Annotated in this window: 22 protein-coding genes; 13 read left to right on the top strand and 9 right to left on the bottom strand. The window is 60.1% G+C overall.

Annotation, left to right across the window (positions count from 1 at the left end):
- Positions 1-19 precede the first annotated feature (19 nt).
- The 4 genes from RQI28_RS05710 (at position 20) to RQI28_RS05695 (ending at position 3,838) form a co-directional block, all read left to right on the top strand.
- Positions 20-364, top strand: a complete 345-nt coding sequence (locus tag RQI28_RS05710) for a hypothetical protein (RefSeq protein ID WP_311221652.1) — start codon at positions 20-22, stop codon at positions 362-364.
- Positions 365-451: 87 nt separating this feature from the next.
- Positions 452-1,888, top strand: a complete 1,437-nt coding sequence (locus RQI28_RS05705) for an aldehyde dehydrogenase family protein (protein WP_311221651.1) — start codon at positions 452-454, stop codon at positions 1,886-1,888.
- A 156-nt stretch (positions 1,889-2,044) separates the two neighbouring features.
- Positions 2,045-2,566, top strand: a complete 522-nt coding sequence (locus RQI28_RS05700; protein WP_311221650.1) for a GNAT family N-acetyltransferase — start codon at positions 2,045-2,047, stop codon at positions 2,564-2,566.
- Between the two features lie 87 nt (positions 2,567-2,653).
- The gene (locus tag RQI28_RS05695) at positions 2,654-3,838 is read left to right on the top strand and encodes a class I SAM-dependent methyltransferase (RefSeq protein WP_311221649.1); all 1,185 of its coding nucleotides are present in this window, start codon (positions 2,654-2,656) and stop codon (positions 3,836-3,838) included.
- Between the two features lie 72 nt (positions 3,839-3,910).
- Here the strand turns inward: RQI28_RS05695 and RQI28_RS05690 are convergent, their stop codons facing one another.
- Positions 3,911-4,378, bottom strand: coding sequence for a hypothetical protein (locus tag RQI28_RS05690; RefSeq protein WP_311221648.1), 468 nt, complete (start codon positions 4,376-4,378; stop codon positions 3,911-3,913).
- Positions 4,379-4,597: 219 nt separating this feature from the next.
- Between RQI28_RS05690 and RQI28_RS05685 the strand changes: the two genes are divergently transcribed.
- A complete protein-coding gene (locus tag RQI28_RS05685) occupies positions 4,598-5,554 on the top strand; it encodes a tRNA-dihydrouridine synthase (RefSeq protein WP_311221647.1) in 957 nt (318 codons plus the stop codon).
- A 46-nt stretch (positions 5,555-5,600) separates the two neighbouring features.
- On the opposite strand, the gene RQI28_RS05680 is transcribed toward RQI28_RS05685, so the two are convergent.
- The 7 genes from RQI28_RS05680 to pilV form a co-directional block, all read right to left on the bottom strand.
- Positions 5,601-7,481, bottom strand: a complete 1,881-nt coding sequence (locus RQI28_RS05680; protein WP_311221646.1) for a phospholipase D family protein — start codon at positions 7,479-7,481, stop codon at positions 5,601-5,603.
- A 169-nt stretch (positions 7,482-7,650) separates the two neighbouring features.
- Positions 7,651-8,241, bottom strand: a complete 591-nt coding sequence (locus RQI28_RS05675; protein ID WP_311221645.1) for a GspH/FimT family pseudopilin — start codon at positions 8,239-8,241, stop codon at positions 7,651-7,653.
- Positions 8,238-8,756, bottom strand: coding sequence for a type IV pilin protein (locus RQI28_RS05670; RefSeq protein ID WP_311221644.1), 519 nt, complete (start codon positions 8,754-8,756; stop codon positions 8,238-8,240). The genes RQI28_RS05675 and RQI28_RS05670 overlap by 4 nt, the downstream gene beginning before the upstream one ends.
- Complete coding sequence (locus RQI28_RS05665) at positions 8,753-13,138, bottom strand: PilC/PilY family type IV pilus protein (protein ID WP_311221643.1); 4,386 nt, start codon at positions 13,136-13,138, stop codon at positions 8,753-8,755. Before RQI28_RS05665 ends, RQI28_RS05670 begins: the two co-directional genes overlap by 4 nt.
- Positions 13,139-13,170: 32 nt before the next feature.
- Positions 13,171-13,812, bottom strand: coding sequence for a PilX N-terminal domain-containing pilus assembly protein (locus RQI28_RS05660; protein ID WP_311221642.1), 642 nt, complete (start codon positions 13,810-13,812; stop codon positions 13,171-13,173).
- 1 nt (position 13,813) lies between these two features.
- The gene (locus tag RQI28_RS05655; protein ID WP_311221641.1) at positions 13,814-14,851 is read right to left on the bottom strand and encodes a PilW family protein; all 1,038 of its coding nucleotides are present in this window, start codon (positions 14,849-14,851) and stop codon (positions 13,814-13,816) included.
- The gene (pilV, locus tag RQI28_RS05650; RefSeq protein WP_311221640.1) at positions 14,848-15,516 is read right to left on the bottom strand and encodes a type IV pilus modification protein PilV; all 669 of its coding nucleotides are present in this window, start codon (positions 15,514-15,516) and stop codon (positions 14,848-14,850) included. The genes RQI28_RS05655 and pilV overlap by 4 nt, the downstream gene beginning before the upstream one ends.
- Positions 15,517-15,596: 80 nt before the next feature.
- Here pilV and ribD point away from each other — a divergent pair, with 80 nt between their 5' ends.
- From ribD to RQI28_RS05615, 7 genes are all read left to right on the top strand, one after another.
- A complete protein-coding gene (gene ribD / locus RQI28_RS05645; RefSeq protein WP_311221639.1) occupies positions 15,597-16,721 on the top strand; it encodes a bifunctional diaminohydroxyphosphoribosylaminopyrimidine deaminase/5-amino-6-(5-phosphoribosylamino)uracil reductase RibD in 1,125 nt (374 codons plus the stop codon).
- A 13-nt stretch (positions 16,722-16,734) separates the two neighbouring features.
- Entirely contained in the window at positions 16,735-18,009 is a 1,275-nt protein-coding gene (gene guaD / locus RQI28_RS05640) for a guanine deaminase (protein WP_311221638.1), read from the top strand.
- Between the two features lie 96 nt (positions 18,010-18,105).
- Positions 18,106-18,672: a dCTP deaminase gene (dcd, locus tag RQI28_RS05635; protein WP_311221637.1), complete on the top strand. Its 567-nt coding sequence runs from the start codon at positions 18,106-18,108 to the stop codon at positions 18,670-18,672.
- A gap of 158 nt (positions 18,673-18,830) precedes the next feature.
- Positions 18,831-19,154 carry a hypothetical protein gene (locus tag RQI28_RS05630; RefSeq protein WP_311221636.1) on the top strand — a complete coding sequence of 108 codons (324 nt, stop codon included), beginning with the start codon at positions 18,831-18,833 and terminating at the stop codon, positions 19,152-19,154.
- A gap of 150 nt (positions 19,155-19,304) precedes the next feature.
- Entirely contained in the window at positions 19,305-19,529 is a 225-nt protein-coding gene (locus tag RQI28_RS05625; protein ID WP_311221635.1) for a hypothetical protein, read from the top strand.
- Positions 19,530-19,720: 191 nt separating this feature from the next.
- The gene (locus tag RQI28_RS05620) at positions 19,721-20,599 is read left to right on the top strand and encodes a neutral zinc metallopeptidase (protein WP_311221634.1); all 879 of its coding nucleotides are present in this window, start codon (positions 19,721-19,723) and stop codon (positions 20,597-20,599) included.
- A 182-nt stretch (positions 20,600-20,781) separates the two neighbouring features.
- Complete coding sequence (locus RQI28_RS05615; RefSeq protein ID WP_311221633.1) at positions 20,782-22,227, top strand: DEAD/DEAH box helicase; 1,446 nt, start codon at positions 20,782-20,784, stop codon at positions 22,225-22,227.
- 94 nt (positions 22,228-22,321) lie between these two features.
- Here RQI28_RS05615 and RQI28_RS05610 read toward each other — a convergent pair whose 3' ends face one another.
- Complete coding sequence (locus RQI28_RS05610; RefSeq protein WP_311221632.1) at positions 22,322-23,164, bottom strand: symmetrical bis(5'-nucleosyl)-tetraphosphatase; 843 nt, start codon at positions 23,162-23,164, stop codon at positions 22,322-22,324.
- 315 nt (positions 23,165-23,479) lie between these two features.
- Between RQI28_RS05610 and RQI28_RS05605 the strand changes: the two genes are divergently transcribed.
- The gene (locus RQI28_RS05605) at positions 23,480-23,776 is read left to right on the top strand and encodes an H-NS histone family protein (RefSeq protein ID WP_311221631.1); all 297 of its coding nucleotides are present in this window, start codon (positions 23,480-23,482) and stop codon (positions 23,774-23,776) included.
- Positions 23,777-24,138: the final 362 nt, after the last annotated feature.

The following is a 24,138-nucleotide window of genomic DNA, read 5'->3' as shown; positions in this document are numbered from 1 at the left end:
AGCCAGAAAGGGGCAAGGTTTGAATGATCTCGTAGCCGGCTTGATCCGGTGGACGCTGCGCTTGGTCGTGGTGGCGGTGGGCCTGGTGTTCTTCGTGTGCCTGCTGGCCATGGTGGCCGTGCTGGCGCTGGCATGGAGCCTGCGGTCGCTGTGGGCGCGGCTGACCGGCCGGCCGGTGACGCCGTGGGTGATGCGCATGGACCCGCGTGACGGCTGGAGCACGGTCTACCGCAGCACTGCGCGCTGGACGGCCGCCCGGGGCGCGGCGCCTGCCGCGCAGGAGCCGGCCGAGCCCGGAGCGCGCGCACGCGAATTGCCCGGCGCACGCGAAGTGGTCGACGTGGAGCCGCGCGAGGTCCGCTGACCTTGGTGTTCGCAGCTTCGGGCCGGCAGGCAGCTCTTACAGGCCGTTGCAAGCCGCCCACAGGCCCGCTGCCTATGATGCTGGGCTATGACGCCTGCCGATATCCGAAACCAGTTTGAAGTCCAGCGCCAGGCCAGCCGCGCGCAGCCCGACGTGCCCTTGATGGTGCGCCGCGAGCGCCTGTTGCGCCTGCGCAAGCTGCTGGACGAAAACGGGCCGGTGCTGGCGGCGGCCGTGCAGGCCGACTTCGGCATGCGCTCGCCCCGGCTGACGGAGGTGGCGGATCTGCTGATCCTGCGCACGCAGTTGACGCACACGCTGCGGCACCTGGCGCGCTGGGCCAAGGCCCGCAAGGTGCGCACGCCGCTCATCTTGCAGCCCGCACAGGCCTGGATCGAGCGGCAGCCGCTGGGCGTGGTCGGTGTGATTTCGCCGTGGAACTACCCCGTGCAACTGGCCCTGGCGCCCGCCATTGCCGCGTTGGCGGCGGGCAACCGGGTGATGCTCAAGCCCAGCGAACTCACACCGCACACCTCTGCGCAGCTGGCGCTGCTGGTGGCGCAATTCTTTTCCCCTGATGAATTCTGCGTGGTGCAGGGCGATGCCGCCGTGGCCGCGCTGGTGGCGTCGCTGCCGTTTGATCACCTGGTCTTCACGGGCTCTACCGCGGTCGGCCGCAAGGTGGCGCAGGCAGCGGCGGCCAACCTGACGCCGACCACGCTGGAGCTGGGCGGCAAGTCGCCCTGCATCATCGATGCGGATTGCGACCTGGCCGATGCGGCGCTGAAGATCGCCCACGGCAAGCTGCTGAACGCGGGTCAGACCTGCATCGCGCCCGACTACGTGCTGTTGCCGCGCGGCAGCGAGGCCGCATTCGCCGAAGCCTATCGCGCTGCCGTGGCGCGGTTGTTTCCGTACTTTGAAGGCAACCCCGACTACGCTTCGGTCATCACCGCGCGGCACCTGGCGCGGCTGCGCACCATGCTGCAGCAGGCGCAGACGCAGGGCGCTGAAATCCATGTGCTGGAGCCGGTGGCGGGATCGCCCGCGCCGCCGCCGCAGAGCATTGGCGATGGCGTGGGCCGCCAGATGCCGCCGGTGCTGGTCTTCGGCGCGACGATGGGCATGCAGGTGATGCAGGAAGAGATCTTCGGCCCCGTGTTGCCGGTGCTGGGCTACGAGCGGCTGGACGACGTCATCAACCACATCAACGCCGGCCCCCGGCCCCTGGCGCTGTACTGGTTTGGCCGGGGCGAGGCCAACCGCAACGCGGTGCTGCGCCGCACCGTCAGCGGCGGCGTGACCGTGAACGACACGCTGCTGCACGTGGCGCACGACAACCTGCCTTTTGGAGGCGTAGGCGACAGCGGCTGGGGCGCCTATCACGGCGAGCAGGGCTTTCTGCGTTTTTGCCATCAGAAGTCGGTGCTGTCGCAGTCGCGCTGGTCGTTGGGCAGCGCGCTGTACCCGCCCTACGGCGCACGGTTCGACCAGGTCATGGGGCTGCTGCGGCGCTGGGGTTGATGCGCTGAACGCCTGGGTTTCAGTTGGCTTCAGGCTTTGTTTTCAGCAGCTGAATAGCGCAGTACGGGACGCTGGCTTACCACCGCGTTTGAGGTGAAAAACCATTTGCGGCGACAATGCCGCTCTTTTTAGTTTTTTCATCCGTTCCCGTTCCCCATGTCCAGTATTCAGGTTCGTCCAGCTACCCTCCGCGACGCGAAAGCCATTGCCCAGATCCACACGCAATCCGCCACCGAGGCCTACCGAGGCCTGTTGCCAGACGACCAGTTGAGGTCCATGTCTTCGGTCGAGAAGCGCCAAGCCTACTGGCGCGAGGCCATCGAGTATTGCGAGCCCCAGGTGCAAGTTGCCGTGGACGGCGACAAGATCGTCGGCTTCGTTGGTTTTGATCGTTCCCGTGACGAAAAATCGCGCCCCACCACCGGTGAAATCTGGGCCATCTATGCCTCTCCGACGCACTGGAGCCAAGGCGTCGGCGTGGCCCTGTGGGACGCCGCGCGCGACGGCCTGCAGGAAGAAGGCTGCACCAACGTGACGGCCTGGGTGCCGCTGCGCAATGAGCGCGCCCTGCGGTTCCACGAACTCGCCGGCTTCAAGCGCGAGATGTCCACCGCCAAGACGGCCGTCATCGCCGGCGTGAAGATCGAAGAAGTGCGCCTGAAGCGCCCATTGAACTGATCGATCTGCCGGCTGGCCCTTCAGGGCTCGGCTGTACTCCGCTTCGGCGTGCCGGGCCTTTCTCCTCCACATTCCAAAGGCCCGCGCATGACGACGACGATCCACTGGCAAGACTCCACCGGCCAAGACCACAGCGCTCTCTGGCAAGCAGAAAACGGCGCGCTCGCACCCCGGCGCGTAGTGCCTGCCGACGATACGCTGGCGGCCGACAAGGCCTATCGGCTGGCGTGCGAAGGCACCGGCCTGCTGTGGGCAGGCGACTTTCACAACGCACGGCAACTGCTGCAGGCGCTGGGGCGTCGCGCCGATGCCCGTGGCGGCCGCGCGGCTGGCGGCGCCAAGGCGCGTGGCCGGGCCAGAGCGGCCGTCGCACCGGCGCCGGTCGAGCCCGCGCAGGCCTTTCACCTGCACCGGCAGGCGCAGGCACAACGTGCGCGCACCTTGTCGCAGGTGCTGATTCCGGTCGATGCGGACTACAGCATTCCGCTGCGCCGCGCGCCTGATTTGCGTGCTGCCTTCACCGAAGCCTGGGGCGTACCCAGCGGCGAGGCCCGCGTGGTGTCGCTGCGCGAGGTGCTGGGCTTGGTCGGTGCGCATGAATGGCGCAAGAAGGGCGTGCCCGTCGCTGCGCTGGGCCCCGAAGCCCGCATTCACCCTTACTACGGCGTGTTTTCGCCAGTACGTGGGGAGTATGTGGACCTGGTGGCGACCACGCCGCTGCCCGCGGGTGCGAAGGCGTTGGCATTCGACATCGGCACCGGCACGGCCGTGCTGGCCGTCGTGCTGGCCCGCCGCGGTGTGGCCCGCGTGGTGGCGACCGACCAAGACCCGCGTGCGCTGGCCTGTGCGGTCGACAACCTGAAGCGCATGGGCCTGACCCGAGACGTGCAACTGCTGGCGGTTGACCTGTTTCCAGAAGGCCGTGCGCCGCTGGTGGTTTGCAACCCGCCCTGGGTGCCGGCGCGGGCGAATTCGCCCATCGAGCGCGCGGTGTATGACGAAGACAGCCGCATGCTGCGCGGCTTCTTGGCCGGCCTGGCCGACCATCTGACGCCCGGCGGTGAAGGTTGGCTCATCCTGTCCGATCTGGCCGAGCACCTGGGGCTGCGCCCGCGCGCCCAACTGCTGGAATGGATCGCGGCTGCGGGCCTGCAGGTGGTGCAGCGGCACGATGTGAAGCCGCGCCATGGCAAGGCGGCCGACGAAACCGATCCGCTGCACGCTGCACGCGCGGCAGAGGTGACATCGCTCTGGCGCCTGGCGGCGGTGTGAGTGACCCGGCGTAATGCCGGGGTCCATGCCGTTGCGCTGGTCGATGTTCACGGCAAGTCTGAGAACAGGTTTTTACGCAGGCAGTAGTTGTTCCATGCGCTCGCGCACCGACGCCGCACGCTGGGCTCCGGCCGTCATGGTGATCTCATCGAGCAGCGCCTCGCCCACGTCCAGCATGCTTTCACGGTCGCGCGCGCTGCGCAGGGCTTCACGGAATCGACCGGCCAGGTCCGCGTTGCGCCGCGAGAACATGCGCTCGCAGATGTCGAACAGATACATGCGGGTGCCGGCCAGTGAGCGCAGTGCCTGCGATGGTGCAGGGGCTGAACCATCGCCCGCGTTGGGCGTTACGGGTTCCGCCAGGTAGCCTTGGCGCAGCAGTTCGCTGACCAGCTCTGCGCCCAGGCCGTTGTACATGGCCTGCAGCTCGGCCACGGGCCGGCCGTCGGCCAGCAGCAGCAGCGAGCGCTCGCGCAGGCTGAGGGTGCGGACTCCGGGCGAGAGTTCGAGTCGGGCTTTGTCGGTTTTCAGCAGCAGCATGGGGTAGGTGGAATTGCCATGAGGCGCAACGCGTATTGCATAACATCGGCATGACACGGCCATGACGCGTCGCTCCCATTGGTATGGGCTAGCAAATGAAATGCTATAAAATTAATAGCTGTTGGCGCTTATGCATCAAGCGCTAGAGGCATATTTGATGTTGATTTCTTTGTTTCGACGGATGGATGCGGGTTGCACGCGCCGCGCGAGGACGGCTGCATGACGTTGCTGCTGGCGCCCATGGAGGGCTTGCTCGACTTCGTGTTGCGCGACGTGCTGACCCGCGTGGGCGGCGTGGACCGCTGCGTGTCCGAGTTCATTCGCGTCACTGGCACGCTGCTGCCGGACAAGGTCTTTCTGCGCTACATCCCGGAGCTGAACCATGGCGGCCGCACGCTCGCCGGCGTGCCGGTGCGGGCGCAGCTGCTGGGTTCTGATCCGGTCAGCCTGGCCGAGAACGCCGCCCGCCTGGCCGAGCTGGGCCCCGAGGGCATCGACCTGAATTTTGGATGCCCGGCCAAGGTCGTCAACCGCCACGGCGGCGGCGCGGCTTTGTTGCGCGAGCCTGAGCGCATTGCCGCCCTCGTGTCGGCCGTGCGCCGCGCGGTGCCGGCCCATCTGCCGGTGTCCGCCAAGATGCGGCTGGGCTATGACGATGCCAGCCGCGCGGTTGAATGCGCGCTGGCGATGCAGGACGGCGGAGCGTGCGAACTGGTGGTGCATGCCCGTACCAAGGCCGACGGCTATCGGCCGCCTGCGTACTGGGAACAGATTCCGGCCATCCGCGCGGCGGTGCGCATTCCGGTCGTGGCGAATGGCGAGATCTGGACCGTTGCCGACGCCCAGCGCTGCCGCGAGGTGTCTGGCAGCAACGCGCTGATGCTGGGGCGCGGCATCGTTGCCGACCCAGGGCTGGGCTTGGCTATTCGCGCAGCAGACGCCGGTGTCGAGGAGGAGTTCACGCTGCCCTGGCCGACGCTGCTGCCGCACATCGCCATGTTCTGGCAGCTGGTGTGCGACGGCCTGGAGCCGCGCCAGCGCGCAGGGCGCCTGAAGCAGTGGCTCAATCTGTTGCGCCGCCGTTATCCGGAGGCCGAGACAGCCTTCCAGCACCTTCGCACGCTGACGGACCAGCAGGAGATCACCGTCTGGATCGACGCTCAGCAACCGCGCTAGTGAAGTAGTCAGGCCGCTGGAGCCTGTCGCTGGGACTGATGAATTTTCAGAGCAGGTGGTCTGGCGCCAGCGGCCCCAGCAGCTTGAGCAGCAGCCGCAGGCCCAGGCTGGTGTTCGGGTCAGTGGTGGCGTCTGACAGCCCGCTGCCTTCAGGCGCGCGCCACAGCAGCTTGCCTTCCGGGCTTCGGTCCAGCCGCCAGGCGTTCTGACGCATCGCCATCTCGATCTGTGTGGACGCTTCACGCGACAGCTCGGGACTGCGGATCAGCAGGGCGATTTCTGTGTTTTGTAATTGCGAGCGCAAGTCCAGGTTCATCGACCCGATCACCAGCAGCCGCCCATCGATCACCATCACTTTGGAATGCAGCATGGCGCGCGACTCGCCCGTGCTGCCAGCGCCCGAGCTACCGAACGCCGAGCCCAGGCCCGAAGCCTCGCTGCGCATTTCGTAGAGCTCGATGCCCATGTCGAGCAATTCTTCACGGTGCCGCGCATAGCCGACGTGGGCGATGGGCGCGTCGTTGGAGGCGAGTGAATTGGTGAGGATGCGCACCCGCACGCCGCGTGATCGCGCGCTGGCAAAGGCCGCCTTCATGTCGTCGCCGGGCACGAAGTAGGGTGAGATGATGAGCAATTCCGACCGGGTGATGCCCATCAGCTTGAGCAGGCCATCGACCACGGTATCGCCTGATGAGACCGTGGGCACGGCGCCAGAGGTGCCGGGAGCGACGCCTTCAGCGGGGTTGTCGGTGCTGGCGTCAGTGGGCGCGGCCGTAGGTGCTGTGGGCTTGGGAATGGATGCTGTGGCTGGCAGGGCCGCGGCCTGATCGGCAGAGCTGCTGGCTGATGTGTCGGGGGCAGCGCTTGTAGTGGGTGCAGTGGCTGCGGTGGATGCAGCCGAATCATCCAGCGGGATCTTCGTCGGCCTGTCCACCATCATCACCGCGGGTGCCCAGACGAAGTCAGCCTGCGCCAGATTCATCGGCTGTTCACGCTGAACCCGTTCGCGCTGTTCTTTGGTGGGCCCTCCCGCAGACGGGCGCGGCTCGCCGTCAGGAGGCGTGGGCCGGCTGCCCTGTGCTGCGCTCCTGAGGCCTGTATCGCCTTGAGGTGTCGGCCCGTTCCCAGGCGCTGCGGCAACTGCAGCGGCAGCCGAATCGTCAACACGAGGCCGGTTGCTGCCATCGTCTTCCAGTACCTGTGCGCGGATGCGCGCAAGTTCCTCGCGCGTGATGAGCGACTGGACTGGATACGCGCGTTCGTTGTTCCAATAGCTGTCAAAGCTGCGGGACAGATCACGCACGATGGGCCCGGCCGCGAGCACATCCATGTCCACGAAGTTGCCCGCGTCCGAATTGCCGAAATAGGCGTCACCCAGGTTTCGACCACCGGTCACGCCCATCGCGTTGTCCGCCAGGAACAGCTTGTTGTGCATGCGCTGCTGCACGCGTGCGAAGTCTGTGAGCGAGCCCCACATGCGCCCCAACGTCGAAGCCCGCGAGCCTGCCACGGGGTTGAACATGCGCATCTCTATGTTCGGCTCGAACGCCATGCGCATCACCAGGGCGTTGCGGCCTGTGCTGTGAAAGTCGTCCAGCAGAATGCGTACCCTGACCCCTCTGCGCGCCGCCGCTACGACGCCCCGCAGCAAGCGCTCGCTGCTCGCATCGACGTGTATGGCGTAGTACTGCAAGTCCAGCGTCTTCTGCGCTTGCCGTACCAGCGCGAGGCGGCTGGTGTAAGCCTCTTGAGGGTTGTTGAGCAGCAGGAAGGCAGACAGATCACGTGCCGACGTGCCGCTTTGGCGCTTGTCGAGCAAAGTGGACAACGGCGTACTGACGCTTGCGGTCAGGGCATGACTCACAGGGCGATCCACCAGCGCGGGTAGAGATGTGCTGCACCCCGTGCCAAGGATAAGGATTGTCATCACCGCTGCGGCGGCTAGGGCGTAACGCGAAAAGTTCGCCATAAATATCCTGGCAGTAAAAAAGCTACCAGGAGATATAGCGGATTTCTTAACGATTCAATGTAAGAAACCAACTGTATCTACGCGGTTGTTGTGAAAGTGCAGGCTGCTGCTCACCGCAAAGCCTCAGTCACTCGTTGCCTGATTCCGAACATTCGGTGTCAGAAGAAGAGAGCGGTTTGCAGGTGCGCACCCTTCCCGTCTTTGCAATCTTCACGCGCCGGGTTTGTTCCAGAACAGCGCTACCTGACAGATCATTGCGTGTCAAAGAGAATGTGAGGGCACCAAAAGCGTCTGACGTGTTCACCGGATAGCCGGAACTGTTGTACCTGACATAAGGACTAGATCCGTTCGCCGTGCCAGAACCTGACACAGAAAAGTAACTAGGCAAGGCGGGTTGGTCCAGCACAAGATAGTCCACGGCTGCATCGTATACATCGTTGTCGTTGAGGTCTGCGTAAACCACCCAACCGCTGATCCATCCACCACTCTTGGGCTGAACAAATGCGCTGAAATTTCGCTTCATTGCCTCTGTCCTCGCTGCTCCAATAGCTGCTACCAACGAATTTGTCGTAGATGTGAGTTCCGAGTTACGAAGAAAGGACACGAAGCTCGGTGCAGCAAGGGTCATCAAAACCGCTGCGATGGCAATCGTCACCATCAGCTCAATCAAAGTGAAGCCTGCGTTGCGCCATCCCGGCTCGCGAGAGCTAGCAATCATGGCCAGCACCGCTTGAAGTTTGTTGAAGCGACAGTACCTGTGCAACTTTTCTTGCCGGTACTGGTGATCTCCAGATTACCAACGGCCGGATCCGAACCACTCTGTTTGGGTGCAGCCACGACCTTCACGCACTCTGCCAGACTGATGTCATTGCCGCACGCAGCCGATGACAACAGGTAAGTGGCGGACGCCAAACTATCACCCGCGAAAGTTTTGAATGGCACCGCCGTGCTAGACGTGACTCCGCAAGCAGTGTCTGCCGTCGCAGTCGTCGTGCCGGCGCTGTTGGAGAACGCGATGTAGCAATTGCGCTGGGTCATGTAACGTTCTTGCTGCTGCAGTAGTTCCATGAGCGCCGTTCGACCTTGTGCGCGTTTTCCTTTTAAGACTGATTCTGTATAGGCCGGATAGGCTATCGCTGCCAATATCCCTACCACTGCCACGACGATCATCAGTTCGATCAAAGTGAAACCCCGTGACTTTCCTCTGCGGCCGGAGTGTGAATATTCCATCATGGCGTCGTCCCCGCGTTCTTGAGCTCACGATAGTTGTAGATCTGGCGCCAGCTCAATCGGCCAACAGTCTCTTGCTCCATGGTTTCCTGTCCAACCGCAACACCTTTTGAGCCGAGTTGGATACTCGACTTAGAAACCGTGCGAACAGCCCTGCCGGTACTATCAAAGGCTGTCTGCGTTGTCTTCTGATCATTGATCACTGCGAGGTTCGCTCCTAGCATACCTACCAATGATGGCTGAGTTCGGCCCGCGCCCGTCGCGATATTGACCGTGTATTGCCGTCCTGAGCCTTCGGCTGGAGAGCAGGACGCAGCTGATCCGCTGCTCCCAGGAATTCCGGTACTGAAGAGCGCAAGGCGACTGCTCAAAGCGGTGGCGTCGGTAAACATCTTTTCGCCGGCACCAGGCAAGTCCACGTACCAACCAGAGCGCTGGGTAGCGTCAGAGTCGGAAGCTGCGCGGCCCCATGTGAATGCCGTGACTGCTACGACGTTGGTTGTCGTGTCAACCGTACCTGCTCTCAGACGCCCCCGTCCAGAAATTGCTGCGGTGGGGCCGGTGGCATCCGCGCTTGTGGATCCGTCATCGTAGAGGGCATAGACGGTCTGGACTTGCGTTGAAAGGTTGTCACTGCTTTCCAAATACTTTCCGGTACCAATCAGTACGTAGAAGGTAGATACGCCCCGCACCAATGGACCGGCAAATAACGTAGGAGCAGTCGTGATTGGCTGTGGCTGCGGGGTGCCAGTGGAATCCTTGGCAGCAAACATCGGGTAGGGAGTACTGCCATTCTTAAAACTGCTCAGCCGAAGCATGTTCCAGTTGCTAGGGTCTTTGTAGCCAGAGTTTCGTGCGGCGTCGGTAAAGTCCAGCTTCCACAATTTGCCATGCAGATCTCCTGCATAAATGTGCGTGACCTCACCGCCTCGTGCGTAGAGCGGCGAAAAAGACACGACGCCTGTCGCATAGTTTTGGGCAACGTCACTAGCAAACGGCAAAGAGATTTTGTAGTAATTGGTTCCTTCCAACCAAGCTGCATTGGACGCCTTGTCTAAAGCCAACAAGAAAATCGACGGTCTGCCGCTACCCCCACCATTGGTGAACGAACTGGTGTAGTTGTTAACGCCGCTGGCGACAACTGCGAACCAACGATAGGTGTTATCACCAGTTTTAAACTTGAGAATCTGCGGACGGCCAACCACATAGCCCATGTCGTCATCGTCAGCCGATGAGAATTCCCATAGTGCGTTGCTGGCTGTAAAACTCTCGGGAGTAGAGACATCCAGAGCGAAAACACCCCGCCCACCAGCACCTGTACCGGACACCAATACCGTTTTCCAGTCAGTGCTCGCGCCCGCGCCTGCCGTAAACGCTACTTGAGCTTCGCCGACTACCGAGGGCGCGTCAACATAAGACTGATGGTTATTGAGATAGTTGGTTGCTGTCAGCGCGGACAGCTTTGGCCCCATCCAACTCGGAATATAGGCAAACAACTCATCTCCAGCAGTAATGCTTTTGCCGCTCTCCGTTGTGGCTGCGAATGCGTGCAGCATACCGTCGTTAGCCCCAGCAAACACTACCGGCGAACGGTTGGCTTTTTCCGTACGAAACAGCGCATAGCTGGCACCACTGAATCCGGTAGATGGTGGCCCCGAATAGGTAACCCCCGAATTGATAATGTCACCCAACAATTCAGTCCGCGCCCTAAAAGCTGTTGAGCCTGTCTCGTTGGTTTGAACTCCCCGAAGATAATCAAGTCGATCCGAACCACGGTTATCGGCGACTGCAGAAGGTGAGGGCTTGTTCAGATGCTCCTGCAATGCAGTGCCTGATATCGCACTCCATGTAAAAGCCGTGGCAGCAGTTGTTCCGCCATGTCCCACGAAGATCTTGCGATTGGCTGGGGTGATGAATTTCAGGCGTTGCGCTGCGCTCCACTGCTGTGAGCCCACCGAAATGGAACTGCTCGTGGCAGTGATGGGTTCCGCTGTGACGTCGCCCGTCCATGAGGTGGCGTCGAACCTCGCAGAGTAGAAAGAGGAGCCTGTACTCGCGGTCACGCCTCGGGCTGCAGAAGCACCCCCCGCGATGCTTCTAGCAGAGGCGGCACTGCGCGCGAAAATTTCATCGAACGCATTGAGAACACCTCGAGCGTCGCTCTGCAGGAAGTAAGTGGAAGCTTCTCCAGGATCTGCGGCTTTCTGCCATACGTTGTTGTTGTTCGTACCGTCATTGGCTTGGAAAGGATTACCCCGGGTGTTGAAAGGCCGTGCCCCGCTATTGCTGGCATCGGTTTCAAATCCACCATATTTGGCCGCCATAAAGAACTGATTGCTGAATCGCCGAGCATTCGCGTCATTCTGACGCCCGTATTCGTTGACGTCGAAAATAAAGGTCTTCACCCGCAACCCCGGCCTCTGCTTATTCGGCTCATTTGTCCAAGCGGCACCTCGAATGTCTTGGGTGTGAGCCCAATAGGCATAACCCATGATTTGACTGGTTTGCGAACTGGATGGAACATTACCATTCGCACCATTTGGGTTGCCTGTCCTTTGAGAAGCGCCCTGACCATCGGTATAGGCAAGATTTTGATTATTTTCAAAACCTCGCACTATCTGGTGCCAAAATCGAAAGTCCTGAACGTTCCCCGCCGGATTGTGCGAGGTAGGGATATTCCGCCAGTTGCCGTCGTGAGTATGAATGTCACCAATAACCACGATATTGCTTCGCAAGCAACTATAGCTGTCTGTTTTCGACCGCCCATCGCCGTACGGGTCTATATTCGTCCAGTCAGAATAAACAGGGAATCCGTCGAAAAGAACATTGGTTTTTGCGGCCGCTCCAATATTCGATACGGCATCTGCCGTCGGTGGCAGGCCTTGCATGTAGCGAAGCGCCTGGTAATACAGTTCGCCCACAGGATCGTGGATTTTGTAGCGGCCTGGCGTAGGGCCTGTGCGACCAAACTGATTCAAGTAACTGATGACACCGCTGACTCCAAACGTGGAGTCGCTTTCTGAATTAATATTAAATACTCCAGTATTGGCATTCCACTCCGCACGGCTGTTAGCTGCCGCATTTTCTCTGCCATTGGTGTCGAATGTTTTTTGGCCGACATACTTCATTGGTGCGCGCAGCACGCCACCATATCTACCGGTATTGTTGTTGGCATAGCTTGCTGACTGATCCATGAGATACCCAAAAGCTGCCAGCCTAATTTGTTCTGAGTATTTCTGAATAACGCCTGTGGGTTTGTGCTTGCCATTAGGATATCTTTGGCAAAAACTATAGCCTCGGTTTTCCTCCAGTGTGCCATCTGTTCTGGTATTGCAAACTTGAACTCGTGAATAGAAAAATCCATCTGAGTTAAGCCCCATGCCTACCCGCCAAGTTCCAGTGTAATCACGGGTAAAGCATGCTTTTGCAACTCCAGGCGCCGGGTCGCCAAAGTTGGCATTGTTGCAAACGAACGTATCCTTTACGGGAGCAACAGCCCATCGGCTACCCGCGCCGTACCAGACTTCCCTCACTCCCGTAAAAGTGCAATTTTCATTCTCACCGGCGCACCTTGAGGTTCCTGAATCCCGTGCCGTTTCCCGAGATTCAAGAACGCCCATCCGAGCGTACGCAAATGTGTCGTCGCAAGAGCCGCTCATGTTGGCGCTCGCTCGAATGTAAATACGATTTAGGGTATTGGCGATATGAATATCGTTTTCTCTCGCTTCGCGAATCATTCGTTGGGGAATCGCACCCCAATACGAGTTCGCACCGCCCCCATTACGACTCAGTCTCTTGCCGGGAAAATTGTTTGAATTCCACATGCAAACGGGGTCGTTGTTTGGCAACACGGCACGCTGCAATACTGTAAGGTCAGGAGTGTCGATATAACGATCACCGCCGGAAAGTGCGAGTCGCAACATATCAACCGCCGAATTGGTCGCCCAGTTCAGAAAATTACCGCTAAATGCATCGGTGCACTTGCGTGCAGCAGCATCGCTAGTTCGGTAGAATCTTTTATAATCAGCAACTGTTTGACCCGTAGCTCGCGTGTCGGTTGGGGCATCATTGTAGGCATAGCAACCCTCGGCGTCGTAATACCCTAGATATTCATTGGTGTTCGCGTAGGAATTATCCGTATTCGAATTGGGTACTGACACATATTGAGCACCAACAGTAGGATATTCAACCGACAATGCTAGCGCCATCGCGGGTTTGTCGGTGGGCTTGGCCGCATACAGCGGGTCACTGGACAGGTTCACCGGTGGAATGGTGATGGACGGAGGTGTATTGGCGCCCATCGCCATGAAGGACGTGGTGACCGCTATACCAGCCGCCAATAAGGTAAAGACCGTTGAACCATGTTTAGCCAAGGGGGTAATCATGGACGGCTTGAAAATGGAGCGCATATGTGCCTTCAATTCCGGTAAATCATTTGTACGACGCCCCGTGTGTGGGCACTGGGTCCAAAACCGATGGCGGTAACGCGATACAGGTAGTTGCGGTTCTGTACTGCTGTAGTCGTCTCCAGTTCGGGCTCCTCCACCAATTCGATGACGTAACGCGGTTTGGCAGCGGGTTGAGTGCCCAATGAGCCGGTAGGGAACGTCCTGCCGGTGAACGTACCCAGTGCTACCGACCTAGTACCGCTTCCGCTTTCGGCAAGGTCTACTGCTAACCAGTCAGGCAGCGTATTAGTTGGCAGCGAATAACAAAGACCTAAGGTCGCCGCGTTAGCCGAACAACCCGGTGCGAACTTGGCAGCGTCGGTCTGACCCCGTTTAAAGATGGCGCCGCGGCTTGTGGAAGTTGCAGGAAGTCCGAGAATGTCCAGCTCTGCATCAATCAGGCCTGCTTCCGCAGACTGCCATGCGATTTGCGTATCACGGTCATTACGAGTGGCTCGCTCGCCGAGCATCGAAATTTGGATGCCGCCTACACCCAGAATCGATACCACCACCAAGATAAGCAGCACGACGACGAGCGAGAGGCCCTGATTTTTGTACCGAGGCGATGGTGTCCGCACGCCGCGATCACGTTGGATAGTGAAAGCTTGCATTTCAGAGTTCTCCCTGGGGATTGCGCAGATGCACCGTGAAGGTCAATACTTGCCTCAAACGTCCATCGGCAGTTGGTGTGAAAACTGATCCCGGATCAGCAGAGTTATTGGCAAACATACTTCCTGCGGTGCCGTTGGCCGCCTGGGGTGCAGGCCCGAGGGGGTAAAACGTCTGCGTGGTTCGGTCCACGGCCGTGCCGGGCGATGCGCGCAGCACCAGTCCAATCCGGATGCTCCTCACTCGCTGCCAATTAGCGGCGGTTACCGATTCGTCAGACACCGTGAGTTGGTCGGCGCGGAGGTAGCGGTCAACCACGCTGTCGGCAGTCGAGGTTGCTGGAATGGTGCTGTTGCTTGGGCCGATGCCATCCACTCCATAGAGAACTTGGAAATTCTCGACGCCGCTTATGAGCGGCTGCGTATCAATGGTTCCACCACTCGACCATCTCGTGCACATCAACGCGGGCTCTCCGGCGCTGCTGGTAGCTACATGCAGAACACTGGTAATCCGGTCATAACGGCTGGTGGGAACCTGAGTGGGCTGTTCGCCAGCGCAATCAATCAGTGCGCGATCAGATTCGTTACTTTTTGAATTGGAAACGTTCGGCTGAAACCGCAATACCAGAATATCGCTGCCGTAGCCCAGACTTCCGCTAGTTCTTGCTGCTGAATTGGCTTCGCTCCAACCCTGGCTGGCGCCTCTAGCCCGATTATTAAACCCGTAGACGAAAACGTTGGGCACCGTTGTTGAGTCGAGGCCCGCAGTTTTGGGTGGTGGGCTCGATGCTGCGTGGAACAGATCTTCAAAGCCAGCCTGGACTCCGAGGCGTTGAATGATGTCTTCTGCAAACCTCGCGTTGTCGCGCAACTGGGCTGACGCATCCACATTGGTAAAACCTTGGCGAGAAATCACTAACGCGGTTGTGGCAGCCAACACCACCACCAAGCTGATCGCCATGGCAACCATAAGCTCGATAAGCGTCAGGCCTTGTTGGCGCCCAGGCCGGGCACCCAAATGAAGCCGAAAATTGGTGGTCATGGCGTTGCGGTTGAGAGTGGATTCCCGCCAGTCACGGACGTCACGATGATGGGACGACTGGAACTACTGCTGGCGTCAGCTCGTTCGATGGCATCCACCCCGGTCTTGGTGCGGTCCAAGGAGTTACGTGTCCAGCCGATCTTTATCATGGCAATGCGATCCGGGTCCGAACTACCGGTGGGCTCTGAGCAACTCCACTTGGGGAGGCCGTCTGAATCGTATGGAGTCTTGTCGAAGCACACGACCACGACCGCACCGGGCAGTGCCGTGTTGACCCGGCTGAGCCAGTCCATCATTTCAGACTCGGCAACGTCCTTGGCGGTACTGCATCCGGAGCTGCTGTTGGCCACGCCCAGGCAGCTGTCAGCAGGAATTGCCGTAGAGCTCGTTCGCAGATAGGGGTTATCTGTCGCGCTGGTCTTGACAGCGACGATGTTGTTGCCGCGCATCATCTCCGCTAGCTCGCGAGAAAGGCTGGCAGCTTGGCTTTGCAGCCTTGCGTCCCGATTGGCTTGGAGTGCAAAGGCCTGTACACCGACCATGCCCAACATGCCGAACGACAGCACGACAATGGCGACCAGTACTTCAATCAAAGTGAAACCTGACGCATCGCCCCACTTGCGAGGCAGACGACACGATGGTTGTAACCAGCGGTGTTGATTCATGACCCGATGTTAAAGCGCAGGGTTGTTTATGACTGCGCCGTTTGGCATTCAGAGACGACCGGTCGGCGCACAATCTCGGCATGACGATCGCTCCCCCCTTCAATCATGACCACCATTTCATAGAGAAGGCCCTCAATTTGGCGCGCCAAGCGTTGTGGTGCACATCGCCGAACCCGCGGGTGGGTTGCGTGATTGTCAGTGCAGGCGGCGTGGAGCTCGGCCAGGGAGCAACTCAGCAGGCTGGAGGAGCACATGCGGAAGTGATGGCATTGCGTGATGCTGCTGCGCGAGGTGTCGATACTCGTGGCGCTACGGCATACGTCACGCTTGAGCCATGTTCTCACCACGGCAGAACCGGCCCTTGCTGTGATGCTCTGCTAAACGCCGGCATCTCCCGTGTAGTTGCCTCTATCGCCGACCCGAATCCTTTAGTGTCTGGCAGGGGTTTTGACCGGATGCGCAGCTATGGAGTAGAGGTTCAGGTAGGCATTGGCGCAGAGGCATCGCGCGAGCTGAACCTCGGGTTTTTCAGTCGTATGGTGCGCGGTACTCCCTGGGTCCGCCTCAAAGCAGCAGCGTCGTTGGACGGGCGTACCGCGCTGGCCGACGGCCAAAGCCAATGGATTACTTCTTCCGCGGCAAGGGCGGACGGCCATGCGTGGCGTGCAAGAGCGTGCGCGATTCTGTCGGGTGTGGGTACGGTGTTGAGTGACGATCCACGCTTGGACGTTCGCGAGATGGAAACGCCGCGGCAACCGGCTGTGGTGGTGCTCGATTCTGCCCTGCGGACGCCGCCCGGCGCTAAGCTATTCAATACCCAAAGAAGGGTGCTGATCTACACCGCGGTCGCTTCAGGGATGCGCGCCGCAGAATTGGAAGCCAGAGGGGCCGAATTGATTCAGATGGCCGGCCCCGCTGGACGAATCGATCTGCCGTCGGTGCTGGCTGATCTGGGAAGGCGGGAGATCAACGAGCTGCATGTGGAAGCTGGCGCAACCTTGAATGGCACTTTGATCGCGCAGGGCTTAGTAGATGAGTTTCTGTTCTACATCGCCCCCAAATTGTTGGGAAGTGGCCTCGGCATTGCAGATTTACCCGTTCTCTCCCAGCTGACGGAGGCACAGACCCTGGATTTACTAGGTTTCGAAGCCATCGGCCCCGATTTGCGGTTGCGGATGATGCCTCCGGGACGCTCCGATTTTTAATAAGTTACTGCATATGCATCTCTACCGTTGCGCGCTGCTGCGCTTTGATGCCCACGGCACGCCGATCTACGAGCCAGACGGGTTGTTAGTGGTCTCCAGTCGCGTCGCCGACGCCAGCCGGGTGATCGCTGCGGGTGCTTGGAGCAGCCTGTGCGCTGACTTTGCCGATCACCCAGTCACTCACTGGCCCAACCGCATCATCGCCCCCGGCTTCATCGACATGCATGTCCACTTCCCGCAGACCGATGTCATCGGCTCGCCTGCGGAAGGGCTGCTTCCCTGGCTCGAAAACTACACCTTCCCCCACGAATCCCGCTTCTCAGATCCGGCTTACGCCGCTGAAGTGGCGACCGTTTTCGTCGATGAGTTGCTCCGGAATGGGGTCACCACCGCTTTGACGTTCGCCACGTCGCATCCTGCTTCAGTCGACGCATTGATGGCTGAAGCGCAACAGCGCGGCCTTCGCCTCATTGCCGGCAAGGTGCTGCAGGATCGCCATTCGCCCGACGGCGTGCGGGACGACACCCAGCAGTCGCTGATCGACACCGAGTCACTGATCCAGCGTTGGCACGGCCAAGACCGGTTGGGTTATGCCATCACGCCACGCTTCGCCCCCAGTTGCAGCGAGGCACAGCTGCGCGGTGCGGGCGAGCTGGCAGCGCAATATCCTGACGTGTGGATTCAGTCCCATGTGGCAGAGAACCTGGACGAGGTGCGCTGGGCGCGAGAGCTGTTCCCCGCAGCGCGAAGTTATCTCTCCATCTACGACGACTTCGGATTGATGCGTGAGCGGGCCGTCTACGCCCACTGCATTCATTTCGATGACACCGACCGTGCGCTCATGCGCGACACCGGAACGGCCGCAGCGGTAAGCCCCACCAGCAACCTATTTCTCGGCAGCGGCTTCTTCGATTACGAAGGCGCGCAACGCATCCGCTTCCATCATGGGTTGGCGAGCGATGTGGGAGGCGGCACAAGCTTCAACCCGTTCCACACGATGCTCGCGGCTTATTACGTGGGCCGCGAAGGGCAGACGAAGCCCGGATTGAGTCTGAGTCCTTCGGAGCTGTGGTGGCGTCACACCGGAGGTGCTGCGCAAGCATTGGGGTTGGGCGGTGTGGTCGGCACTCTGCAGCCGGGAACCGAGGCCGACTTCGTGGTGCTCAACCCACAGGCGACGCCGTTGCTTGCCCGCAGAACGGCACAGGCCAACAGCCTGGATGAACTGTTGTTCGCTCTCATCGTGCTGGGCGATGACCGAGTGATAGAGCGCACCGTGATTGCTTAGTCTTATCAGCCTGTAGCGCTTGCTAGATAAGCGCAGGCAGCTATGGTTTTTGATGGTTCTCCCGCCCACCTAGAATGTCGGACAGGAGTTAACCCAATGACCATCAAAAGCGACAAGTGGATCCGCCGCATGGCAGAGCAGACCGGCATGATTGAGCCGTTCGAGCCCGGCCAGATCCGGGAAAGGGAGGGGCGCAAGATCATCAGCTACGGCACCAGCAGCTATGGCTACGACATTCGGTGTGCGCCGGAATTCAAGGTGTTCACCAATATCCACAGCACGGTGGTCGATCCGAAGAATTTCGATGAGAAGAGCTTTGTCGATTTTCATGGGGACAGCTGCATCATTCCGCCCAACAGCTTTGCATTGGCACGCACGGTGGAGTATTTCCGGATCCCGCGCAATGTGCTGACCATCTGCCTGGGCAAGAGCACTTACGCGCGCTGCGGCATCATCGTCAACGTCACGCCGTTCGAGCCGGAATGGGAGGGTTATGTGACTCTTGAGTTCAGCAACACCACGCCCTTGCCAGCTCGCATCTACGCAGGGGAAGGCTGTGCCCAGGTTCTTTTCTTTGAAAGCGACGAAGTCTGTGATGTCAGCTACAAGGACCGTGGCGGCAAGTACCAGGGGCAAGTCGGCGTCACGTTACCAAAGGCGTGACGTATCGGCTGCGAGTCGCCGAGGTTAAGGCGCCGTCCTACGAGGCGATTGCGTGCGTTCGCAACAGGCAAGACTTTTACGCCATGTAGCATCTGGACTCATTCTCTGAACGCCGCGAAAGCGTTGTTTGGACGGTTCGAAACGACTGAGGAGTCGCCATGCTTGCTGCTTACATGCCTGCTACCCGTTCCGGTCGCTCCGACTTGGCCTCGATGTCGCAAACATCCCCGGCTGGCAATCAGCCTGGTTGGGCCCGCTGTACTGAAGCGTACTGGCCGGCCCATGCACTGGACGGATTTCTGCTGCGAATGGCCGCGCACGGCAAGTGCGTCAGCGCTGCCATGATGCTGGGTGATCGGCGATACGCCGCCGAGCAGTTGGAATGTGCCTGGGCTTTTACAGGTGACGCTCAACTGCACGCCCTTGCCACCGAGCTGGCCCCGTACTTCGTTGGCTCTTCGCCGTTTGCGCGAAACAGCTGATGTGACGGCTTGAAGCGAAAGGGCTGCGCGCGTCTCGTTTGAAGCCGGCCGTAAAGGATCCGTCCTACAGATCCTTTCGGGAACGGCTGCAAGAAGCGGCTCAAACCTCGCCCTAGCATTCTCAGCATCGCCAATCACGAGGAATGCTCGATGCCTACCATCAACTTGTCTGCCCAACAACAATCTCAGCACGTGCATGCAGGATCATCCCGCCCGTGGGTGCTGGGTGCCGGAGCCGTGGTGATCGCGATGCAGTTGGCTGCGGTGGGTGTGGTGGTCAGTCGGCAGGTGGAGCAGGCAGCGGCCAAGCAGGCGACCGCACCACTGCAAACAAGCTCGTCAGTGGATCGGCATCCTGCCAACATGGCGCAATGAGCCCCCCTGAGGCCACTTGGGGCCCATGGTTGGCGCACCCGATGTGTTCCTTGCCGCCTGAGCATGAAAGTTTGCACTGAATGAAGATTGACCGCCTTTTGTCGGACGCGCAAAGCAGTTCCGGCGGGCACCCGATTTAGTATTCGTGTCTTATGGTTAGGGCGCCTTGCGAGGCGTAAGGGAGCATTGGCATGAAGTGGGAAGGCAATCGTGAATCCGACAATGTGGAAGACCGGCGCGGCAGTGGCGGCGGAGGTGGCGGGTTCCCAGTCTTCGGAGGCCGCGGAATCGGCATTGGCACGATCGTCATCGCATTGTTGGGCGGCTGGATCTTCGGCATCAACCCGCTGACCCTGCTGGGAATGCTCAGTGGCGGTGGCGCTCCGGCGCAGGTTCAGCAAGCCCCTGTGCAACGCCCACCCGCAGACGACACGATGGCCCGGTTCGTATCCACGGTGTTGGCCGATACCGAAGATGTGTGGGGCGGCATTTTCCGCCAGGGCGGTAGCAATTACGAACAGCCACGATTGGTACTGTTCCGGGGGCGCACGCCGACGGCCTGTGGTACCGGGCAGTCTGCCATGGGGCCCTTCTACTGTCCGGCCGATCACAAGGTCTACATCGACCTGGACTTCTATCAAACATTGAAGACACAGCTGGGTGCGCCCGGCGACTTTGCCCAGGCCTATGTCATCGCACATGAGGTGGGCCACCACGTACAAAATCTGCTGGGCATCAGCGGCAAGGTCGACCAGATGCGCGGCCGAGTCAGTCAGACGGAATACAACCAGCTGTCGGTGCGCTTGGAGTTGCAGGCAGACTGCTTTGCGGGCGTCTGGGCCCACCATGCTCAAAGCGCGCGGCAGATTCTGGAGCAAGGCGACGTGGAAGAAGCGATGAACGCGGCGGCCAAGATTGGTGACGACGCGCTGCAGCGGGCCAGCGGCGGCGCGGTCGTGCCGGACAGCTTCACCCACGGGTCCAGCGCGCAGCGTCAGCGCTGGTTCCATGCCGGGTTGAAGAACGGTAGCGTCAAAGGCTGCGATACCTTTTCTGCCCGCACGCTCTAGTGCGGCTGTGAACACGGCGATTGGGCATGAAAAATGCCCAGATCGCTTATGTATCAAGCGCAATGCGCTATATATTTAATAGCTAAATAAGGGTGTCCTTACAACGCCCGCACGCGCTGTGAGGCCGCGTTTTCATCAAAACATGGCCTTGTCACGCCCTGGTGCGACAATAGAAGGCTCAAATGACAAGTTCCTTTTCCAATCTATCGCTGGCTGAGCCGCTGGCGCGCGCCGTGGCCGACATGGGCTACGAGTTCATGACGCCCATTCAGGCGCAGGCCATTCCCGTCGTGCTCACCGGCAAAGACGTGATGGGTGCAGCCCAGACCGGCACCGGCAAGACGGCTGCCTTTTCGCTACCGTTGCTTCAGCGAATGATGAAGCACGAAAACAGCTCGACCTCGCCTGCGCGGCACCCCGTGCGTGCGTTGGTGCTCCTGCCTACGCGCGAACTGGCCGATCAAGTGGCACAGCAGATCGCGCTCTACGCCAAGCACACCAAGCTGCGCAGCACGGTGGTGTTCGGCGGCATGGACATGAAGCCGCAGACGCTTGAGCTGAAAAAGGGCGTGGAAGTGCTGGTGGCTACGCCAGGTCGTCTGCTGGACCACATCGAAGCCAAGAACGCAGTGCTGAACCAGGTCGAATATGTCGTGCTCGACGAGGCCGATCGCATGCTCGACATCGGGTTCCTTCCCGACCTGCAGCGCATCCTGTCGTACTTGCCCAAGCAACGCACGACCCTGCTTTTTTCGGCCACTTTCTCGCCCGAGATCAAACGCCTGGCCAGCAGCTATCTGCAAGACCCGGTGACCATCGAAGTCGCCCGCCCGAACGAAACCGCGTCGACTGTCGAGCAGCGCTTTTATTCCGCTTCGGACGACGACAAGCGCCGCGTGATCCACAAGGTGCTCAAGGATCGTGGCATACGCCAGGCTTTCATCTTCGTGAACAGCAAACTGGGGTGCGCACGCCTGGCACGCTCGCTGGAGCGCGAGGGGCTTAAGACCACGGCACTGCACGGCGACAAGAGCCAGGACGAACGCCTGAAGGCCCTGGAGTCTTTCAAGAAGGGTGAAGTCGACCTGCTGGTGTGTACCGACGTGGCCGCGCGCGGGCTTGACATCAAGGATGTGCCGGCAGTCTTCAACTTCGACGTACCGTTCAACGCTGAAGATTACGTGCACCGCATTGGGCGCACGGGTCGTGCTGGCGCATCAGGCCTGGCCGTGACGCTGGTGTCCAGTAGCGACGCTCGTCTGGTGGGCGACATCGAGAAGTTGATCAAGAAGAAGATCGAACTCGAACCCGTCGAATTCGAGGCAGAGCGCCCCACCGGCCGCTTCAACGATGGCCGTCGTGCTTGGCGTGAAGAGGAAGAGGGCGGCAATGGTGGTGGCCGCGAGCGCCGCGAAGCGCGCACTTACCGCCAGTCGGCGCCTGCACGCGACCCATTCTTTGACAAGCCGTACGAGGCTACGGGTAATGCAGTCGACGGTGCACCAGGCTGGGAAGCCGCAGCAAAGGCACAGCCCTCGCGCAGCGGTATTTCCGCCAACATCAAGCACAAGCGCAAAGTAGCTGCCCTTTTCAAGGCGCCGCTGCCAGAGACGTCCGAGCAGTCTTGATTTGGAAGGGGAGTGACCTCGCGCCGAGGTCGTCTCGCCCCACTTTTCGTCCTGCTGCGCTGGTTCGCTCGTGCCAGGTGCGGCCCGGCTGTCTTCAGTCTGGTGTCTGCGACGGCTCGCATTCCACTTTCAGGTGTTCGCGGTCGGCCAACGAGGCACCGAAGCGCACCGCGCTGAGGCAGCCGCCCCAGACGCAACCCGTATCCAGCCCCAGCAGGTGGGGCCGCTCGAGCCAGCCCAGGGTTGACCAATGCCCGAACGCGATCAACGTGCCTTGGGTACGGCGTTCCGGGGCTTCAAACCACGGCACGAGGCCTGCGGGCGGCTGTGCTGCCGATTCCGTGCTGTCGAAATTCATCACGCCCTCCGGCGTGCAAAAGCGCAGACGGGTCAACGCATTGACGATCACGCGCAGCCGGTCGGTGCCCTGAAGGTCGGCATTCCACTGGTCAGGTGTGTTGCCGTACATCGTGTGCAGAAATTCGGACAGATCGGAGCTACGCAGCACTGATTGCACTTCGCCGGCATAAGCCAGCACATCGCTACTCGTCCAATCAGGCAGCACACCTGCGTGCACCATCAGCAAATTGTCTTCACCGAGCGTCAATGTTCTCGCCAGCGGTTGCTGGCGCAGCCACTCGAGCAGGATGGCTCTGTCTGGCGCCTGAAGGACGTCGTCCAGCGTGTCTTTGCGCGACGGTTTGCGGGCGCCGTGGGCAGCGGCCAGCAGGTGCAGATCGTGATTGCCCAAAAGCGCGCGGGCACTGTCGCCCAACCTCATGCATCGCCGCAAAACGTCGGCCGATGCAGGGCCGCGATTCACGAGATCGCCCAGTAAATAAATGGTGTCACGGCTTGCGGAGAAATCGATGCGATACAGAAGCTTCTCAAGCGCCGCATCGCAGCCTTGCACGTCGCCAATACAGTAGATAGCCATCGCAGATCGCGTTCAGGATGAAAGTGAACCATTTTGCGCTATTGCCTGCGCGCCATTCCGTAGCACGCCATATTCTTCACGGCGTTTCACCAGCCAAGGGTTCGAAACGGAGACTGGCGTCTATGTGACCGACTTTTGGGGCATATAAATGGCCGAGTGTTGCGTCGTCATTCGTCCCAAGCTTTCGCGTTTTCTGCGGTTGCCTCGGGGTGGATTAGGCCAGATCTTTTCATTTTCTATCGCAGTGGACTTCAAACTACCAAGATTCTTTCCTATAATTTAGCCTTATCTTCATTTTGTGCGGCACATTCCACTATGACTACCAGCTACAAAGACCTTTTGAAGCAGCGCGAAGCGCTTGAGCAGCAAATCGGCGAGGCCCGGCGCCGTGAATTGTCGGACGCCATTGGGCAAGTGCGTGGCCTGATTGCTGAATATGGCTTGACCGCACAAGACGTATTCCCTGCTGGTCGTTCTTCGACGCGCTCTTCTACCAGTGGCACCAAGGTGGCTCCTAAATACCGTGATCCTGCCACGGGCCAGACGTGGACCGGCCGCGGTAAAGCGCCAAAGTGGATTCAAAACGAAAATCGCGAGAAATTCGTCATTTAACGGAATCATGGCAGCCGCATGATGCGTTCGTGCGGCGTCTATCGGGGGTCTCTTGCGCCCGATATTGAAAAGCCTGCAGACAACTGCAGGCTTTTTTGTTTGGAGCCTGCGCGAAATGAACGCACTGCTGACTGGAACGCCGTCGTGGCAGCCTGTGCGGCATGCCCGCTGACACAGGCGTCATAGAAAGCATTGCACAATGGCTGACTGTGTTGAAGGCGCCAAAACAGGGTTGCCATCCGACACGCTTCTTTGTGAGGGCCTCGCTGAGGCAGGACCTTCGCACTCTCCCAAGTGGTTGCGAGTGTGAGGTTAATGGGGTTTTATGACCTGCTCCTGTCTTCATAAGACCCTTAAATGGC

This window comes from Acidovorax sp. WCS2018Noco2-16, from assembly GCF_031843945.1.
In the GTDB taxonomy this organism is placed as follows: Bacteria; Pseudomonadota; Gammaproteobacteria; order Burkholderiales; family Burkholderiaceae_C; genus Paracidovorax.
The sequence above is the reverse complement of the archived record's forward strand: the minus strand, read 5'-3'. Positions and strand labels throughout refer to the sequence as shown.

Excerpts from the sequence above, each read along its gene's own strand:
- ribD (WP_311221639.1), top strand. The coding sequence starts at position 15,597 with ATGACGATCGCTCCCCCCTTCAATCATGACCACCATTTCATAGAGAAG.
- RQI28_RS05620 (WP_311221634.1), top strand. The coding sequence starts at position 19,721 with ATGAAGTGGGAAGGCAATCGTGAATCCGACAATGTGGAAGACCGGCGC.
- RQI28_RS05705 (WP_311221651.1), top strand. The coding sequence starts at position 452 with ATGACGCCTGCCGATATCCGAAACCAGTTTGAAGTCCAGCGCCAGGCC.
- RQI28_RS05610 (WP_311221632.1), bottom strand. The coding sequence starts at position 23,164 with ATGGCTATCTACTGTATTGGCGACGTGCAAGGCTGCGATGCGGCGCTT.
- pilV (WP_311221640.1), bottom strand. The coding sequence starts at position 15,516 with ATGAATCAACACCGCTGGTTACAACCATCGTGTCGTCTGCCTCGCAAG.
- RQI28_RS05655 (WP_311221641.1), bottom strand. The coding sequence starts at position 14,851 with ATGACCACCAATTTTCGGCTTCATTTGGGTGCCCGGCCTGGGCGCCAA.
- RQI28_RS05700 (WP_311221650.1), top strand. The coding sequence starts at position 2,045 with ATGTCCAGTATTCAGGTTCGTCCAGCTACCCTCCGCGACGCGAAAGCC.
- RQI28_RS05605 (WP_311221631.1), top strand. The coding sequence starts at position 23,480 with ATGACTACCAGCTACAAAGACCTTTTGAAGCAGCGCGAAGCGCTTGAG.
- RQI28_RS05630 (WP_311221636.1), top strand. The coding sequence starts at position 18,831 with ATGCTTGCTGCTTACATGCCTGCTACCCGTTCCGGTCGCTCCGACTTG.
- RQI28_RS05670 (WP_311221644.1), bottom strand. The coding sequence starts at position 8,756 with ATGATGGAATATTCACACTCCGGCCGCAGAGGAAAGTCACGGGGTTTC.
- RQI28_RS05690 (WP_311221648.1), bottom strand. The coding sequence starts at position 4,378 with ATGCTGCTGCTGAAAACCGACAAAGCCCGACTCGAACTCTCGCCCGGA.
- RQI28_RS05685 (WP_311221647.1), top strand. The coding sequence starts at position 4,598 with ATGACGTTGCTGCTGGCGCCCATGGAGGGCTTGCTCGACTTCGTGTTG.
- RQI28_RS05660 (WP_311221642.1), bottom strand. The coding sequence starts at position 13,812 with ATGCAAGCTTTCACTATCCAACGTGATCGCGGCGTGCGGACACCATCG.
- RQI28_RS05675 (WP_311221645.1), bottom strand. The coding sequence starts at position 8,241 with ATGATTGCTAGCTCTCGCGAGCCGGGATGGCGCAACGCAGGCTTCACT.
- RQI28_RS05665 (WP_311221643.1), bottom strand. The coding sequence starts at position 13,138 with ATGATTACCCCCTTGGCTAAACATGGTTCAACGGTCTTTACCTTATTG.
- RQI28_RS05680 (WP_311221646.1), bottom strand. The coding sequence starts at position 7,481 with ATGACAATCCTTATCCTTGGCACGGGGTGCAGCACATCTCTACCCGCG.
- guaD (WP_311221638.1), top strand. The coding sequence starts at position 16,735 with ATGCATCTCTACCGTTGCGCGCTGCTGCGCTTTGATGCCCACGGCACG.
- dcd (WP_311221637.1), top strand. The coding sequence starts at position 18,106 with ATGACCATCAAAAGCGACAAGTGGATCCGCCGCATGGCAGAGCAGACC.
- RQI28_RS05615 (WP_311221633.1), top strand. The coding sequence starts at position 20,782 with ATGACAAGTTCCTTTTCCAATCTATCGCTGGCTGAGCCGCTGGCGCGC.
- RQI28_RS05625 (WP_311221635.1), top strand. The coding sequence starts at position 19,305 with ATGCCTACCATCAACTTGTCTGCCCAACAACAATCTCAGCACGTGCAT.
- RQI28_RS05695 (WP_311221649.1), top strand. The coding sequence starts at position 2,654 with ATGACGACGACGATCCACTGGCAAGACTCCACCGGCCAAGACCACAGC.